Origin of the sequence: Butyrivibrio sp. AE3009 (assembly GCF_000420845.1) — a bacterium.
Taxonomy (GTDB): Bacteria; Bacillota; Clostridia; order Lachnospirales; family Lachnospiraceae; genus Butyrivibrio.
Window position 1 is genome coordinate 28,369 of the sequence record NZ_ATVS01000008.1, and the last position, 15,547, is coordinate 43,915.

Annotated in this window: 10 protein-coding genes; 2 read left to right on the forward strand and 8 right to left on the reverse strand. The window is 46.7% G+C overall.

The window, feature by feature from the left end:
* Nucleotides 1–4 precede the first annotated feature (4 nt).
* The 8 genes from carB to G588_RS0105985 form a co-directional block, all read right to left on the reverse strand.
* Nucleotides 5–3,292 (reverse strand): carbamoyl-phosphate synthase large subunit, encoded by a 3,288-nt coding sequence (gene carB / locus G588_RS0105950; protein ID WP_022777843.1) that lies wholly within the window; start codon nucleotides 3,290–3,292, stop codon nucleotides 5–7.
* On the reverse strand, nucleotides 3,292–4,503 hold the full coding sequence (locus tag G588_RS0105955) for a carbamoyl phosphate synthase small subunit (RefSeq protein WP_022777844.1): 1,212 nt from the start codon (nucleotides 4,501–4,503) through the stop codon (nucleotides 3,292–3,294). The genes carB and G588_RS0105955 overlap by 1 nt, the downstream gene beginning before the upstream one ends.
* Nucleotides 4,504–4,529: 26 nt before the next feature.
* A complete protein-coding gene (locus tag G588_RS0105960; protein ID WP_022777845.1) occupies nucleotides 4,530–8,336 on the reverse strand; it encodes a phosphoribosylformylglycinamidine synthase in 3,807 nt (1,268 codons plus the stop codon).
* Nucleotides 8,337–8,422: 86 nt separating this feature from the next.
* The gene (locus G588_RS0105965) at nucleotides 8,423–9,019 is read right to left on the reverse strand and encodes a TetR/AcrR family transcriptional regulator (protein ID WP_022777846.1); all 597 of its coding nucleotides are present in this window, start codon (nucleotides 9,017–9,019) and stop codon (nucleotides 8,423–8,425) included.
* A 36-nt stretch (nucleotides 9,020–9,055) separates the two neighbouring features.
* Nucleotides 9,056–9,544 carry a hypothetical protein gene (locus tag G588_RS0105970; RefSeq protein WP_022777847.1) on the reverse strand — a complete coding sequence of 163 codons (489 nt, stop codon included), beginning with the start codon at nucleotides 9,542–9,544 and terminating at the stop codon, nucleotides 9,056–9,058.
* A gap of 173 nt (nucleotides 9,545–9,717) precedes the next feature.
* Nucleotides 9,718–10,260, reverse strand: coding sequence for a zinc ribbon domain-containing protein (locus tag G588_RS19390; protein ID WP_022777848.1), 543 nt, complete (start codon nucleotides 10,258–10,260; stop codon nucleotides 9,718–9,720).
* Between the two features lie 50 nt (nucleotides 10,261–10,310).
* Nucleotides 10,311–11,210, reverse strand: a complete 900-nt coding sequence (locus tag G588_RS0105980; RefSeq protein WP_022777849.1) for an HAD family hydrolase — start codon at nucleotides 11,208–11,210, stop codon at nucleotides 10,311–10,313.
* Complete coding sequence (locus tag G588_RS0105985; protein WP_022777850.1) at nucleotides 11,203–12,501, reverse strand: adenylosuccinate synthase; 1,299 nt, start codon at nucleotides 12,499–12,501, stop codon at nucleotides 11,203–11,205. The genes G588_RS0105980 and G588_RS0105985 overlap by 8 nt, the downstream gene beginning before the upstream one ends.
* A gap of 245 nt (nucleotides 12,502–12,746) precedes the next feature.
* On the opposite strand from G588_RS0105985, the gene G588_RS19395 reads away from it, so the two are divergent.
* Both G588_RS19395 and G588_RS0105995 read left to right on the forward strand, forming a co-directional pair.
* The gene (locus G588_RS19395) at nucleotides 12,747–14,462 is read left to right on the forward strand and encodes a methyl-accepting chemotaxis protein (protein ID WP_022777851.1); all 1,716 of its coding nucleotides are present in this window, start codon (nucleotides 12,747–12,749) and stop codon (nucleotides 14,460–14,462) included.
* A 157-nt stretch (nucleotides 14,463–14,619) separates the two neighbouring features.
* Nucleotides 14,620–15,543: an ArsR/SmtB family transcription factor gene (locus G588_RS0105995; protein WP_022777852.1), complete on the forward strand. Its 924-nt coding sequence runs from the start codon at nucleotides 14,620–14,622 to the stop codon at nucleotides 15,541–15,543.
* The last annotated feature ends 4 nt before the right edge of the window (nucleotides 15,544–15,547 follow it).

The window sequence follows — 15,547 nt, forward strand, 5'->3', positions numbered from 1 at the left end:
TTCCTCAAATTCTTGCGATGTCTACAAGCTGCAGTGTCTCCTCAGTACTCTCATTCTCAAGGCTGGTTACCAGTGCTCTTGCTGTATCAAGGGCTGTGATAACATTAACCCCGGTCTCAATGGCTGTACGGCGGATAAGGAAACCGTCACGGCTCTTGTCACGACCCTGAGTAGGAGTGTCGATAACAAGGTCTATCTTATGTCCCAGGATAAGGTCGATGACCGTAGGTGATTCCTGGCTGATACGGTTGATCTTACGAGCCTTGACACCGTTGTCTGTAAGAGTGTCACAGGTAGATCTTGTGGCATAGATGATGTATCCCAGCTTCTCGAATCTGCGGGCGATGTCGATGATCTCGCCCTTGTCGGAATCTTTTACGGTAATGATCATCTGCTTGTACTTGGGAAGGTTGATACCTGCGCCAAGAAAAGCCTTGTAGAGAGCCTCATTGAAGCTCTTGCTGATTCCAAGACACTCACCGGTACTCTTCATCTCAGGTCCGAGGCTGATCTCAGCGCCTCTGATCTTCTCGAAGGAGAATACAGGCATCTTGATAGCAACATACCCTGCCTCAGGCTGAAGTCCGGGTGTGTAGCCAAGGTCCTTAAGTTTCTTGCCCATCATAACCTCTGCTGCCAGATCAACGATAGGAATACCGGTTACCTTGCTGATATAAGGAACGGTTCTTGAGGATCTGGGATTGGCCTCGATGATATATACCTCATCGCCCACTGCGATGAACTGTACGTTGATAAGTCCGATTACATGAAGAGCCTTGGCTAGTCTCTTTGTATACTCGGCGATGGTCTCCTTTACCTTGTCGGAAAGGGACTGGGCAGGATATACGGAGATGGAGTCGCCGGAGTGGATTCCTGATCTCTCGATATGCTCCATGATACCTGGAATTACGATGTCCTCGCCGTCACAAACCGCATCAACCTCAGTCTCGATTCCCTGAAGATACTTATCTACAAGGATAGGGTGATCCTGAGCAATTCTGTTGATGATATTCATGAACTCTTCTATCTCTTCGTCAGAAAGGGCAATCTGCATACCCTGTCCTCCAAGAACATAGGAAGGTCTTACAAGTACGGGATAGCCCAGGCGATTAGCAACTTCCTTGGCTTCCTCTGCAGTATAAACCGTAGCACCCTGAGCACGCTTTATCTGAGTCTGTTCGAGGATCTGGTCAAAGATCTCTCTGTCCTCAGCTGCGTCTACATCCTTGGCATCGGTTCCGTAGATCTTAACGCCCATCTTCATGAGATCCTGAGTGAGCTTGATGGCTGTCTGACCACCGAACTGAACAACAGCTCCGTCGGGCTTCTCAAGTCTTACGATGTTCTCAACATCCTCGGGAGTAAGAGGCTCAAAATAGAGCTTGTCCGCAATGTCAAAGTCTGTACTTACAGTCTCGGGGTTGTTATTGATGATAATGGTCTCAAAACCGGCTTTCTTAAATGCCCAGGTTGCGTGAACTGAGCAATAGTCGAATTCGATACCCTGTCCGATGCGGATGGGGCCGGATCCAAGAACCAGGATTTTCTTCTTATCACTGCCTGCCTTAAGTCCTGCTTCATCCTCCTCATTCTCATCTCCGTATACGGAATAGTAGTAAGGAGTTTCGGCTTCAAACTCTGCAGCGCAGGTATCAACCAGCTTGTAAGCTGCCTTTATTCCATAGAAATCTCTGAGTGCCTTGATGGTCTCCACAGAAAATCTGGTAAGTCTGCTGATTACCTTGTCGGGATACTCAAGCTTCTTGGCAGCAAGAAGTGTTTCGAAACTGATGATCTTCTTGGCTTCATCGTACTCTGATACGTTCTCCTCAGATACCTTATGACGGGCGATGGTGCTCTTTTCGCCAAGTCTTAAGAGTTTGAGTTCCATCTTAACCAGTGAGTGGATCTTGTCGATGAACCAGAGATCTATCATGGTGATGTCATGGATCTCCTCATGGCTCATGCCTCTTCTCAGGGCCTCAGCAATTACCCAGATTCTCTGATCGTCAACTACCTTAAGTCTTGCTGACAGCTCTTCATCATCAAGTTCTGAGAAATCATAGCTTGTAAGGCAGTCCACATGCTGCTCCAGTGAGCGAATAGCCTTCATCATCGCACCTTCGAAATTGGTGCAGATACTCATTACTTCGCCGGTGGCCTTCATCTGTGTTGTAAGGGTTCTCTTAGCGGTAATGAATTTATCAAAGGGAAGACGAGGGAACTTAACTACGCAGTAGTCCAATGTAGGTTCAAAGCTTGCGTAGGTCTTGCCTGTAATTGCATTCTTGATCTCGTCCAGTGTATATCCAAGAGCAATCTTGGCTGCAACCTTGGCAATGGGATATCCCGTAGCCTTGGAAGCAAGGGCCGATGAACGGCTAACTCTTGGGTTAACCTCGATAACGCAGTACTCAAAGCTTGTGGGATGCAGGGCAAACTGTACGTTACAGCCGCCGGTGATCTGCAGCTCATCGATGATGTTAAGGGCTGCGCTACGAAGCATCTGATATTCTTTGTCAGAAAGAGTCTGTGAAGGAGCCACAACGATGGAGTCACCTGTATGAACACCAACAGGGTCGATATTCTCCATGTTGCAGACTGTGATGCAGTTACCTGCAGAGTCTCTCATTACCTCATACTCGATTTCCTTCCAGCCTGCGATGCAGCGCTCAACAAGAACCTCGTTGGCACGGGAAAGTCTGAGTCCATTCTCAAGAATCTCCTCACACTCAGCCTGATTGTGCGCGATACCGCCGCCGGAGCCTCCCAGTGTAAAGGCGGGACGAAGTACCACAGGGTAGCCGATCTTCTGAGCAAAAGCAACACCGTCCTGAACGTTATGCACTACCAGTGATGCTGCGCAGGGCTCACCGATCTTCTCCATGGTGTCCTTGAATTCCTGTCTATCCTCAGCCTTTCTGATGGTCTCAGCTGTGGTTCCAAGGAGCCTTACATTATGGCTCTTCAAAAAGCCTGATTCATCCAGCTCCATACCAAGGTTAAGTCCGGCCTGACCTCCCAGGGTTGGAAGGATTGAGTCGGGCTTTTCTTTTTCAATTATCTGCTCAAGGACCTTGACTGTAAGAGGCTCGATATAAACCTCATCAGCGATGTCCTTATCTGTCATGATGGTAGCGGGGTTGGAGTTAACAAGAACTACCTCTATCCCCTCTTCCTTAAGTGAACGGCAGGCCTGGGTTCCCGCATAGTCAAACTCTGCAGCCTGTCCGATTACGATAGGTCCGGAACCGATAACCAGAACCTTTTTTACATCCTTATTCTTTGGCATCAGTTCTTACCTCCCTTTTTAATCATATCTATGAATCTGTCAAATAAGTAGCTGGAATCCTGAGGTCCGGGGCATGCCTCGGGATGGAACTGAACGGTGAAAATGTTCTTTCCCACATAAGAAAGTCCCTCGTTGGTTCCGTCGTTGACATTTATAAATGCAGGCTCAGCTATTGTTTTGTCCAGCTTCTCCATATTTACCACATAGCCGTGGTTCTGTGAGGAGATATATACTCTGCCGGTCTGAAGATCCTTAACCGGGTGGTTTCCTCCCCTGTGGCCATACTTCATCTTGTAGGTGTCAGCTCCTGTAGCCAGGGCCATCAGCTGATGTCCAAGGCAGATTGCAAAAATGGTGGTGTCGCTGTCGTAGAGCTTCTTGATCTCCCTGATAACACCGGGGCAGTCCTTGGGGTCGCCGGGGCCATTGGAAAGCATGATTCCGTCGGGAGCATCCGCAAGGATCTCCTCTGCTGTAGTATTCGCAGGGTATATAGTCACATCGCAGCCTCTTGCGGCAAGAGAATCAGCAATGTTCTTCTTGGCTCCAAGATCAAGAAGAGCTACCTTAAGTCCTTTGCCGTTAAGGCTCTTAACGATGGAAGGTCTCTTCTCTCTCTTAGTCTTATCGCCTGCAAGGCATGCTTCATAATCCTCTTTGTTAAAAGAGGCGCTGCCTGATAAAGGTCCGTTCTCCTCAAGATCCTGCGTCCCTTTAAGGAACTTCTTTTCCTTGCAGGTAACCTTGCTGACAACATCACCTGTCGTGTAGGCATGGAGCTTGTCCTTAACATCCTCGAACTTAAGGTTCTCATTGGTGGTGATCATGCCGTTCATGGTGCCCTTTTCACGAAGAAGTCTTACAAGTTTTCTTGTATCGATTCCTGCAATTCCCGGAACCTCGTACTTCTCAAGGAATTCCTGAAGTGTCATATCGCAGCGGAAATTGGATGCAACATGTGACAGCTCCCTGACAATAATGCCATCAACCCAGGGTCTCTCTGATTCCATGTCATCTAAACAAACACCGTAATTTCCTATAAGAGGATATGTCATACATACCGCCTGTCCCGCATAGGACGGGTCTGTAAACACTTCTGTGTATCCGGCCATGGAGGTATTAAAAACGATCTCGCTGACAATATCCTTGTCAGCACCGATATGCTTACCCTCGAAGATCGTTCCATCCTCCAATATCAAAAATGCTTTCATAAATCTCCTCCGTTACGTAATCTTAATTACTTGAAGTACTTAACACCTGACTCGAAGATCTTAAGGTCCTGTTCTCCGAAGATGTTAACTGCTACGCCGTCGCCGCGACGCTCTGAGTGTGCCATTTTACCAAGGCATCTTCCGTCAGGAGAAAGGATACCCTCAACTGCCATGTAGGAGCCGTTGATATTCCACTCATCATCCATTGTTACATTGCCCTCAAGGTCGCAGTACTGGGTTGCGATCTGGCCATTTGCAAAGAGCTTCTTAAGAACATCTTCCGGGGCAACGAATCTTCCCTCACCGTGGGATGCGGGATTGGTGTATACTCCGCCAAGCTGTGCACCTGCAAGCCAGGGTGAATTGTTGGATACAACCTTGATGTATGCCATCTTAGAGATATGTCTTCCGATGGTGTTATAGGTAAGGGTAGGTGAATTCTCATCCTGACCCGTAATCTGTCCGTTAGGTACAAGGCCCAGCTTGATCATAGCCTGGAAGCCGTTGCAGATACCCAGGGCAAGACCATCTCTGTTATGAAGAAGGTCTTCGACGGCACCTTTGATCTCCTCGTTCTGGAAGGCGGTTGCGAAGAACTTGGCACTTCCGTCAGGCTCATCACCTGCGGAGAATCCGCCGGGGAACATGATGATCTGGGCATCATTTATAGCCTTCTTAAACTCAGCTACAGACTCTGTAATATCCTGAGCATTTCTGTTTCTGAAGATCTTGATATTTACGTTGGCTCCTGCCCTCTGGAAGGCCTGTGCACTGTCGTACTCACAGTTAGATCCCGGGAATACCGGGATAAATACTGTAGGCTTGGCAACCTTGTTCTTACATACATAGATGCTGTCTGCCTTGTAGAGACCGCTCTCGACAGGAGTCTTCTCTGCATTAACCGTTGAATGGAATACCTTCTCAAGCTTGCCCTTCCAGCTTGCAAGAGCTTCTTCCATGGTAAGTGTCATGCCTGCTGCCTCGAATGCAGCCTTATCTGTAACCTCACCGATTTCTCTGCTGCCGGTGGTCTTAAGAACCTCTGCCAGCTTATCTGCAGGAACCTCAGCGATGATGTCTGCCATATCGTTGGTAAAGAGTTCCTCAGCCTTGATAGAATCAGCGATCTTAACTCCAAGGCCGTTACCGAAGGCCATCTTGCTGACTGCAGCAGCGATTCCGTAGGCATCCTCAGCATAAGCTGATACGATAACTCCCTTTGCCATAAGCTCGTGGATCTCTCCGTAGAGTTTCATGATCTTCTCATAATCGGGAAGGTCGAACTCGTCCTTGGCAATCTTGAACTGAACCAGCTTGTTACCTGCCTTCTTAAGCTCAGGTGTAACAACATCCTTGAGGCTTGCCACATCTACAGCAAAAGATACAAGTGTAGGAGGAACATTTATCTCATTGAAGGACCCGGACATTGAATCCTTACCGCCGATGGATGCGATACCGAACTTCATCTGAGCATCGAAAGCACCGAGAAGTGCGGTGAAAGGCTGACTCCAACGTGTGGGATCCTCAGTCATTCTCTTAAAGTACTCCTGGAAGGTGAAGTGAAGCTTCCTGTAATCTCCGCCTGCCGCAACGATTCTTGCTACAGACTCTGTTACTGCGAAGGCTGCACCATGGTATGGGCTCCAGCTTGAAAGATAAGGATCAAAGCCGTAGCTCATCATTGTAACTGTATCTGTCTTACCTGATAAAACAGGGAGCTTGGCGATCATTGTCTGGGTCTCTGTAAGCTGGTACTTACCACCGTAAGGCATAACTACTGTGCCTGCACCGATGGAGGAGTCGAACATCTCAACAAGGCCCTTCTGTGAGCATACGTTAAGGTCCTCAAGTTCACCCAGCCATGCAGCCTTGGCATCACCGTCAGCCAGTGCCTTGGCAGCGCTCTCTGATGCGATCTTGTCAAAATAGTTGTCTTTCCTATCAGGGATCTCAACCTTGACCTGAGTCTCCTGATGAGCTCCGTTGGTATCAAGGAAAGCTCTCTTAATATCTACGATTTTCTTGCCTCTCCAGTTAAGGACAAGTCTTGGCTCCTCGGTAACAACCGCTACCTTAACAGCCTCCAGGTTCTCCTCTGCAGCATATGCAAGGAACTGCTCAGCATCCTTGGGTGCAACTACTACTGCCATTCTCTCCTGTGACTCGGAGATTGCAAGCTCTGTTCCGTCAAGACCTGCATACTTCTTGGGCACAAGGTCAAGGTTAATATCAAGACCGGGAGCCAGCTCACCGATTGCTACGGATACACCGCCGGCACCAAAGTCGTTACATTTCTTGATAAGTTCTGAAACCTCAGGTCTTCTGAAGAGCCTCTGAAGCTTTCTCTCTGTGGGTGCGTTACCCTTCTGAACCTCAGCTCCGCAGCTTGTAAGAGACTTGGAATCATGAGCCTTGGAGGAACCTGTTGCTCCGCCGCAGCCATCGCGTCCTGTTCTTCCTCCCAGGAGGATAATGATATCACCGGGATCTGCACTCTCTCTGATAACGTGTTCCTGAGGAGCTGCGCCCATGACAGCACCAATCTCCATTCTCTTGGCAACGTAACCGGGATGGTATACTTCCTTGACATAACCTGTAGCAAGACCGATCTGGTTACCGTAGGAGGAATAACCTGCAGCAGCGCCTCTAACCAGCTTTTTCTGTGAGAGCTTGCCCTTCATGGTCTCAGATACGGGAACTGTAGGATCGGCTGCGCCAGTTACACGCATTGCCTGATATACATAGCCTCTTCCTGACAGCGGATCTCTGATAGCTCCGCCAAGGCAGGTGGCAGCGCCACCGAAAGGCTCAATCTCTGTGGGATGGTTGTGGGTCTCATTCTTGAAGAACACAAGCCAGTTCTCAGTCTCAGGTCCCTTGCCGTAGTCAACTTCAACAGGTACAACAACTGTGCAGGCATTGTTCTCCTCAGATACTTCCATATCCGTGAGCTTGCCGTCGGCCTTGAGTTTCTTCATGCCCATGAGGGCGATATCCATAAGGGAGATGAATTTCTCCTGCTTCTTCTCCTCAGTCTTGTAGAGATCATCTCTTGCAGCAAGATAATCCTCATAGGACTTCTCAATGGGAGTTTTGTAGAAGCCGTCTTCAAATTCAATATTCTTAAGCTCTGTTCCGAAGGTGGTGTGGCGGCAGTGATCTGACCAGTAAGTATCAAGAACCCTGATCTCTGTCATAGTGGGATCTCTGTGCTCCTCACCTGCAAAGTACTGCTGAATCCACTTGAAATCATTGAAGGTCATGGCAAGGCCCAGTGACTCATAGAGGTCCTTAAGGCTCTTCTCATCCATATCCTTGAAGCCGTCGAAGACCTTGACATCCTCGGGCTCATCGTAGTGTTCAACAAGAGTTTCGGGCTTACTGTCTGACGCAATTCTGCTGTCAACCGGGTTCATGGTGTATTCCTGAATCTTCTTAAGCTCTTCATCAGATACATCGCCGATCAGCATATAGGTAACGGCTGTTCTGATGACAGGCTCCTCATCGCCCTTAATAAAGCGCACGCACTGCTCTGCGGAATCCGCTCTCTGGTCAAACTGTCCGGGAAGCGCCTCGATGCTGAATACCTTAGCTCCCTCCGGAATCTCAATATTCTCTCTGTAAAGCACATCTACAGGGGGCTCTGAGAATACTGTTCTGCAAGCCTTCTCAAAAACCTCATCGGAAACATTCTCCACGTCATAGCGGATGAACTGTCTTACTTCCTTGACGCTCTTAATCCCCAGATAACCGGAAATCTCGTGGCGCAGTTCCCTTGCCTTTCCTGCAAATGGGGCCTTTTTTTCAACATAGATTCTTCTTACAGTGCTCATAAAATCTCCTCATTCCTTTATATTTCTTGGTGCATTTTATTAAAGAAAAAGTGCTTATCCAGAATAATAAGCACTTTAATTAATAACTAACTATTTATATCATCGGGCACTAAGCCTTCCAATACGTACATTAATTCTCTGTCGATTGCTTCCTCGGAAACGCCGATGGTCTTGGATGAGATCTTGAGACCTTCCACCACGTACATAAGATTGCGAGCACAGCCAACAGGGTTCTCGCAATAGAATTCGCCGGTCTCCACGCCGTTTTCGATAAGTTTCTCAACGATGCGTACAGCTGTATCAAACTGATTTTTCAATGGATTATCTTTTGTCGACACTTTATGAACGGAAAAATATTCATAAGTCGCGACAGTGAGATTGTTCTTTTTTCTGAGGATTGCTTTCTTCTGTTCCTTAAGGAAGATAGCAAGCATATCGCCTGCGGAGGCATCTCCGGAAAGAGCTGCCACAACTGCCTCTTCGTCATCCTCATCAACTTCATCTGCAAGAACTGCCAGAAATAATTCCTGTGTACTGGAAAAATAGAGATAAAGACCCCCGCGGCTGATGTCGCAGGCGTCAACAATGTCCTTCATTGTAACATTCTTATAACCTTTTTCGGAGAAAACAACCCTTGCCTTATCAAGGATGTATTTCCTCTTCTGTGCGGATTTCTCTCCCATCTCTCCTCCACAACAAAGTTTTATGCTTGGTGAATATTACGCAAGAGGCTTGGAATCCTCATGTCCCCAAAACCTTACAAGCTCATCCATCTTCTCAACAACCTTGTACAGAACGCCGTTGCGAACCCCTTCGCTCCATACGCTGCCCTTGGTCATTCCGGATAAAATATACTTGGAAAGAATGCCTGCCAGATCATCGATGTCCGTAATCTGGGCATCCTGAATGAACATAAGCTCGTCCTTAGGACTGTTTAAATGATTTCTGCTGTAGACGTAGACATAATTGCGATCCAAAAGTTCAGTGGTCTGGCACGCCTTGACAAAAGCAAGCAGATTCGCGTCATATACCGGAAAAGGTATAGACTTAAGATCGTTGCTGCTGTAACTGTGAGATACATCAACATTGGAAGCGTTGTCCTTCAGCCATCTGAGGTATGGAAGAATCTTCTCAAGCTGAGGGCGATATCTTGAAACGATATCCTCGACACTGTTTTCATTGACATTGTTGTCATTTTCCATGCTCATTAGAAACCGCTCCTTATCTGGCTTACAGCCAATTCACGAACAATCAGGGCAACAAAAAACACAAGTCATAGTCCGAAAACATTATAACAAGGGGTCGCCTAATTGTACAGATAAAAATGTCACTATTATAAAGAAAAAACCTGCCACAAAAGTGTGCAGGTTTTTAATCTGAATTACATGAGTTTCTGTTTCTCGGAATCGGATACAAACATCAGAATTCCGGGGATAATACCAACAAAGAGAAGTGTGCATACCTTTAAGCCGGTATCAAACAGCTCACCCTTGTCGATCTTCTTGAAAGTAATAACCGTCATGGGAATCATCCATGCCAAAGGAATAAAGCAGGCACAGGCACCAACCACGCAGGAAAGGATCATGAACACCTTGATGACTGTATCAAGAGTATCATCCTTGTGATAGGACTGGCCATACTGATTGTACTGTGTATACTGGTTGTACTGGCTGTAGGTGCCGTTCTGATAACCCTGCTGTCCCTGATATGGCTGAGGTGCCGCAGGAGTCGGCGAGGGCTGCTGTGAAAAAGCACCGTCAGGGTCAAAGCCCTTAATCTGAGGCTCCTGGTAGGGAGCGCTCTGTGTATTGGAAAACTGACCGTTCATCTGTGGCTGAGCATTCTGTGATGAAATGGATGCACCGCAATTTGAACAGAACACACTGTTATCAGGTATCTCAGCCCCGCAATTTGGACAAAACATTTTTTCTTCCTCCGTAAATAAAAATCCACACTAAAAACTACTTAACTATCTTAATATCTGACTCCCAGATTGTGCAAGTCTTTTACAACCTGCTCGTATGATTCGTATACGATACCGTTCCAGCCAAGAGACCTGGCTGCATCGATATTGACCTTGGTATCGTCAATAAATACTGTCTTCTCCGGTACAAGATCGTAGCGGCTTGCAAGGAGATTGTAGATTGCCGGATCAGGCTTAACCACGTGCTCTCTGTAGCTTAAGATTCCGCCGTCGCACTCGGAAATAAATGCCATGGGCTCCTCATTCCCTTCAAGAGCTTCCTTGGAAAAATTGGAAAGGTAGTACACGCGATAACCTGCTGCCTTAAGGGATCTGATCCAAGGCACGGTCTCTTCTCTTTTCTCAATAATGTCATTAAGATCAGTGAAGATACCAAGAAGGTCACCGGCTATCTCAGGGTCATTCTCCGCAAACTTCTCTGCAATCTGTCTTGTAGTAAGATTGCCCTTATCGAACTCCACCCAGTCTTCACTAAGTACGGAAGCCTTGGCGATGCGATCTGTCATCTGCTCATCATAGCCCTTGTTTTTGATAAATTCTCGCCATACAAAGGTGCCAAGTACATTGCCTATATCAAAGACAACAGTATCAATCTTGCCCTCCGGGATAACATTGCCGTACTTGTCATGCTGCTTGTTGCTGGTCATGGCATCCAGGGATGCAATGGTATGTCTTCCGGTCATAGCTCCTATTACCCAGATGAGTAACCACAGCATAATGGGAATTGCCACAGTAGCGGCCACGCATCCGACAAACAGATTGAAGGTGGCGGGAGACCCTACAAGAGCCAGCACGAACAGTGCCACATACATTCCTACAAGAAGTACTATTCCGGCAAGTGCCAGTACTCTTTTATAGGTAGGAGTCTTTTCCTTATTGTTATCAGTCATTTTTTAAATTGCTCTTTCTGTAAATAATATCTGTTCTGGCAGGTCCGTTACTAACCATAGTGATGGGATAGCCGATCTCCTTCTCGATGAACTCGATGTAATTACGGCAGTTCTCCGGAAGCTCCTCATAGTTCTTGATGCCTCTGATGTCACACTTCCAACCGGGAAGAGTCTTGAATACGGGCTTAGCCTTGTCAAGAAGGTGTGTTACAGGGAACTCTGTAGTAACCTCTCCGTCAATGTCATAGCCTACACATACAGGGATCTCATCAAGATATCCCAGAACATCAAGTACAGTGAAGGCTACATCGGTTGTGCCCTGAAGTCTGCAGCCGTACTTACTTGCAACGCAGTCATACCAGCCAACTCTTCTGGGTCTTCCTGTGGTAGCGCCGTACTCACCGCCGTCGCCTCCGCGTCTTCTGAGTTCCTCTGCCTCATCGCCAAAGAGCTCGGACACAAATGCACCTGCTCCTACAGCTGAAGAATATGCCTTGGATACTGTAACGATCTGCTTGATCTCATAAGGAGGGATTCCTGCACCGATTGCGCCATAAGCTGCAAGAGGTGAGGAAGATGTAACCATGGGATAGATTCCGTGGTCGGGATCCTTCATGGTTCCGAGCTGTCCTTCAAGGAGGATTGTCTTACCTTCCTTGATAGCCTTGTCAAGGTAAAGGGATACGTTTCCAACATAATCTCTTACCTGCTCTCTCCAATCAACGATCTGGTTAAAGAGTGCTTCCTGATCAATAGGATCTGAATGATAGAGGTTAACGAGAAGAACGTCCTTGATCTCAGCGATTCTTGCGATCTTTTCCTTAATTACATCATCATCCTGGAAAAACTCATTGATCTGCCAGCCGATCTTGGCATATTTATCTGAATAAAAAGGTGCAATACCTGACTTGGTTGAACCAAAGCTCTTACCTGCAAGTCTTGCCTCCTCCAATGTATCGAAAAGTACATGATAGGGCATCATTACCTGTACCCTGTCAGAGATCATGATCTGAGGTGCCGGAACCCCCTTGGAGGTTACCTCTTTAAGCTCATTCATGAACTTGGTGATATCAAAGGCAACGCCGTTACCTATGATATTCATTATATTCTGATGAAATACTCCCGAAGGCATTGTGTGCAGTGCGAACTTACCATACTGATTGACAATGGTATGTCCTGCATTTGCTCCGCCCTGGAAACGGATTACCACATCCGCCTGGTCTGCGAGAGTATCTGTGATCTTACCTTTTCCTTCATCACCCCAATTGGCACCAACTACTGCTTTTACCATCTACATATCCTCCTATCGGTTCTAAGACAAACGGTCCAAAACCCCTTTTTTGTCCATTAATCGCCTACACTATAGTACACTCATTATCCTAATAAGTAAAAGCAAAATTTTAATTTTTCAATTTTTTATATTATTTTATACATTTTTATTACAATAATCCGTCAAAACGTATAGAATATTAGATATAAAATGTCGCAATTGCAACCATATTCCGATGATTAAAATGATGATAAGGAGGCTCTATCATGGCTGAAAACGACAAACGTGGTAATGATTCCAAACAGGACATTTTTAAAAACTTAAAAATTTCCGATAAATTCAAAAAAGTTTTTAACCGTTTAACAAATAATCTTATCATTATTTTTATTGTGGTCATTCTTATTGACGTACTTTCTCTTTTCAATCTGCATAGCATCTATGCGGTTTATTATGAGCAGAACAGTCAGCAGGGTGAGATCAGAATAACCATTCAGGCTCTGGCCAAATACTATCTGTGGTCCATGAGCGCCATAGAGGCTGACGACCGCGAGGAACAACTGGCAGGAGTTCAGGAGAAGCTCCAGGAGCTTAATGATGGTCTGGACAGTCTTTCCAAGTATTATAAGGGTGATCTTACTGCAGCCTACCAGCATGTAAAGGATATCGATAACTGCGATGATGAACTGACAAATATGACCGCCTCCGGCTCTTCCAAGGAGGAAATCTACAATTATTATGTAGGTACTGTAAACGAAGCCATCAAGGTTGTCGTTAAGGATTTTAAAGAAATAGGAATCTCCGCCAAGGAGCAGGCCAAGTCTGCTTACACAATGGCTATTACCTCTGTCATTATTATGACTGCGATATCTCTTTTGGTTGTAATATATGCGATCATTTCTTCGAACAAGGCAAGAATTGCCATCACAAACAGTATCCTTGGTCCCATCGAAGCAATCTCCAATGCAGCGGATGACATGGCAAAAGGTAAACTGGAGGTCAAGGTCAATACAGATTCGCAGGACGAACTTGGCAAACTTGCCGATGATATTACAGCATCCACCAATGTTATAGAAAACATTATAAAAGATATTAATGAAACCCTTAAGAGAATGTCAGCAGGTGATTTCTCCTCCGGTTCCAGGAACGAAAAGCTCTACATCGGAGATTATCAGGCCATCAGAGCTGCACTTACAGACATTTCAGACAACCTGTCCAGCACACTCTCAGAGGTTATGAATTCTTCCTCACAGGTATCACAGGGTGCCACAAATATGTCACAGGGTGCCAGCGATCTTGCTGAAGGTGCCACAGACCAGGCCGCTGCTGTTGAAGAACTTACCGCTTCTGTAAATTCAGTAACAGAGCAGACCAAGCAGCTCGCAGAAGTTGCCGAAAGAAGTAAAAACATGGCAGCCTCTGTAAGAGATAACGCCGAGACCAGTGCCCGCAAGATGCATCTTGTTACAGATGCCATGACGAGAATCACCGAAGCTTCCGCGGAGATCGAGCAGGTTACCAATTCAATCGAAGCAATCGCCAAGCAGACTTCACTCCTTGCCCTTAACGCTTCCATAGAAGCCGCAAGAGCAGGCGAGACAGGAAAAGGCTTCGCAGTAGTAGCAGATCAGATCGGCAAGCTGGCAGACCAGTCCAGTGAAGCCGCCAAGAATACCCATCAGCTCATCGCCGATACAATGGATGAGATCAGTAACGGTAATGCCGTAGTTGCAGAAACCACCGAGGCTCTGGACGCAATGCAGCACAGTGTGGAAGAGATCACAGAGATGATCGTTCAAACCGGAGATCTGGCAGAGCAACAGGCCCAGAGCATGGACGAAATAGACAAGGGAATTGAGATGATCTCCAACGTCGTTCAGAACAACTCCGCCACTGCAGAAGAATCCAGCGCGGTTTCCCAGGAGCTGTCGGAGCAGTCGGAAAGCCTTAACAGACTCATCGGACAATTCACGATCAACGAGTAACATTGTTAATAAAGCCTTTTGCGTATGGCTTGTTCCTGCGTGGGGGGCTTTTATTTTGTTGCAAAACAGGCTGTTCTTTACTATAATTTTCAGTGAAATATTTTATATTCTTTTAAACTATAAGATAAATTCAAAATATACAGAGAGGTAACACGCTATGTTACACATCAAATCCCTCGATGAGGGCCTTGACCTCTTTAAGGCTCTCGGCTCAGATATCAGAGTTGAGATCATCAAGATCCTTTTAAACGAAACAGGCATGAATATGAACGAGCTGGCAAGTCGCCTCAAGATAACCAACGGTGCACTCACCAGCCATATTAGAAAGCTCGAGGAATGCGGCATTGTTACGGTTTCCTCGGAAGGCACCGGCCACGGCAATGAGAAGGTATGCTCGGTTCGTCTGGACAAGATCCTGATCGAACTTCAGAACGCTCCTCGTAACACCAACGTATATACCTCCGATATCAAGGTTGGACATTTTACCAATTATGAAGTGTATCCCACCTGCGGCCTGGCTTCCTCCAAGAGACTTATCGGTGAGGTTGACGACACCAGATATTTTGCCCATCCTGACCGCTATGAGGCTGATATTCTCTGGTTTACCAAGGGATATGTGGACTATGCTATTCCCAATTTCATTCCTGCGGGGCAGAAAATTGATGAGATCTGCATCTGCGCGGAACTGAGCTCTGAGGCCCCGGGCGTCAACAACGTCTGGCCCTCCGATATCTATTTTTACCTTAACGACACTCTTCTTGGCACCTGGGTGTCCCCCGGCGACTTCGGAGATGTCAAGGGAATCTTCACCCCCGACTGGTGGTTCTCAAGCTGGAATCAGTACGGCATGCTCAAAACACTGGTGGTTAACCACAAGGGTTCCTTCATCGATGGAATCAAGATTTCCGATGTTACGATAGACAGCTTCACATTGAACTCCAGAAGCGCTCTCAAGCTTCGTCTTGAGGTTCCCGAGAATGCCGAACACGTAGGCGGACTTACTATTTTCGGGCACGGCTTTGGCAATTACAATCAGGATATTAATGTTACGATTGCCTACAGCCCCCTTGAGAACATATAATAGC

Bases quoted from the DNA above. Each gene is read 5' to 3' on its own strand.
- carB (WP_022777843.1), bottom strand. From the start codon at position 3,292: ATGCCAAAGAATAAGGATGTAAAAAAGGTTCTGGTTATCGGTTCCGGA.
- G588_RS0105955 (WP_022777844.1), bottom strand. From the start codon at position 4,503: ATGAAAGCATTTTTGATATTGGAGGATGGAACGATCTTCGAGGGTAAG.
- G588_RS0105960 (WP_022777845.1), bottom strand. From the start codon at position 8,336: ATGAGCACTGTAAGAAGAATCTATGTTGAAAAAAAGGCCCCATTTGCA.
- G588_RS0105965 (WP_022777846.1), bottom strand. From the start codon at position 9,019: ATGGGAGAGAAATCCGCACAGAAGAGGAAATACATCCTTGATAAGGCA.
- G588_RS0105970 (WP_022777847.1), bottom strand. From the start codon at position 9,544: ATGAGCATGGAAAATGACAACAATGTCAATGAAAACAGTGTCGAGGAT.
- G588_RS19390 (WP_022777848.1), bottom strand. From the start codon at position 10,260: ATGTTTTGTCCAAATTGCGGGGCTGAGATACCTGATAACAGTGTGTTC.
- G588_RS0105980 (WP_022777849.1), bottom strand. From the start codon at position 11,210: ATGACTGATAACAATAAGGAAAAGACTCCTACCTATAAAAGAGTACTG.
- G588_RS0105985 (WP_022777850.1), bottom strand. From the start codon at position 12,501: ATGGTAAAAGCAGTAGTTGGTGCCAATTGGGGTGATGAAGGAAAAGGT.
- G588_RS19395 (WP_022777851.1), top strand. From the start codon at position 12,747: ATGGCTGAAAACGACAAACGTGGTAATGATTCCAAACAGGACATTTTT.
- G588_RS0105995 (WP_022777852.1), top strand. From the start codon at position 14,620: ATGTTACACATCAAATCCCTCGATGAGGGCCTTGACCTCTTTAAGGCT.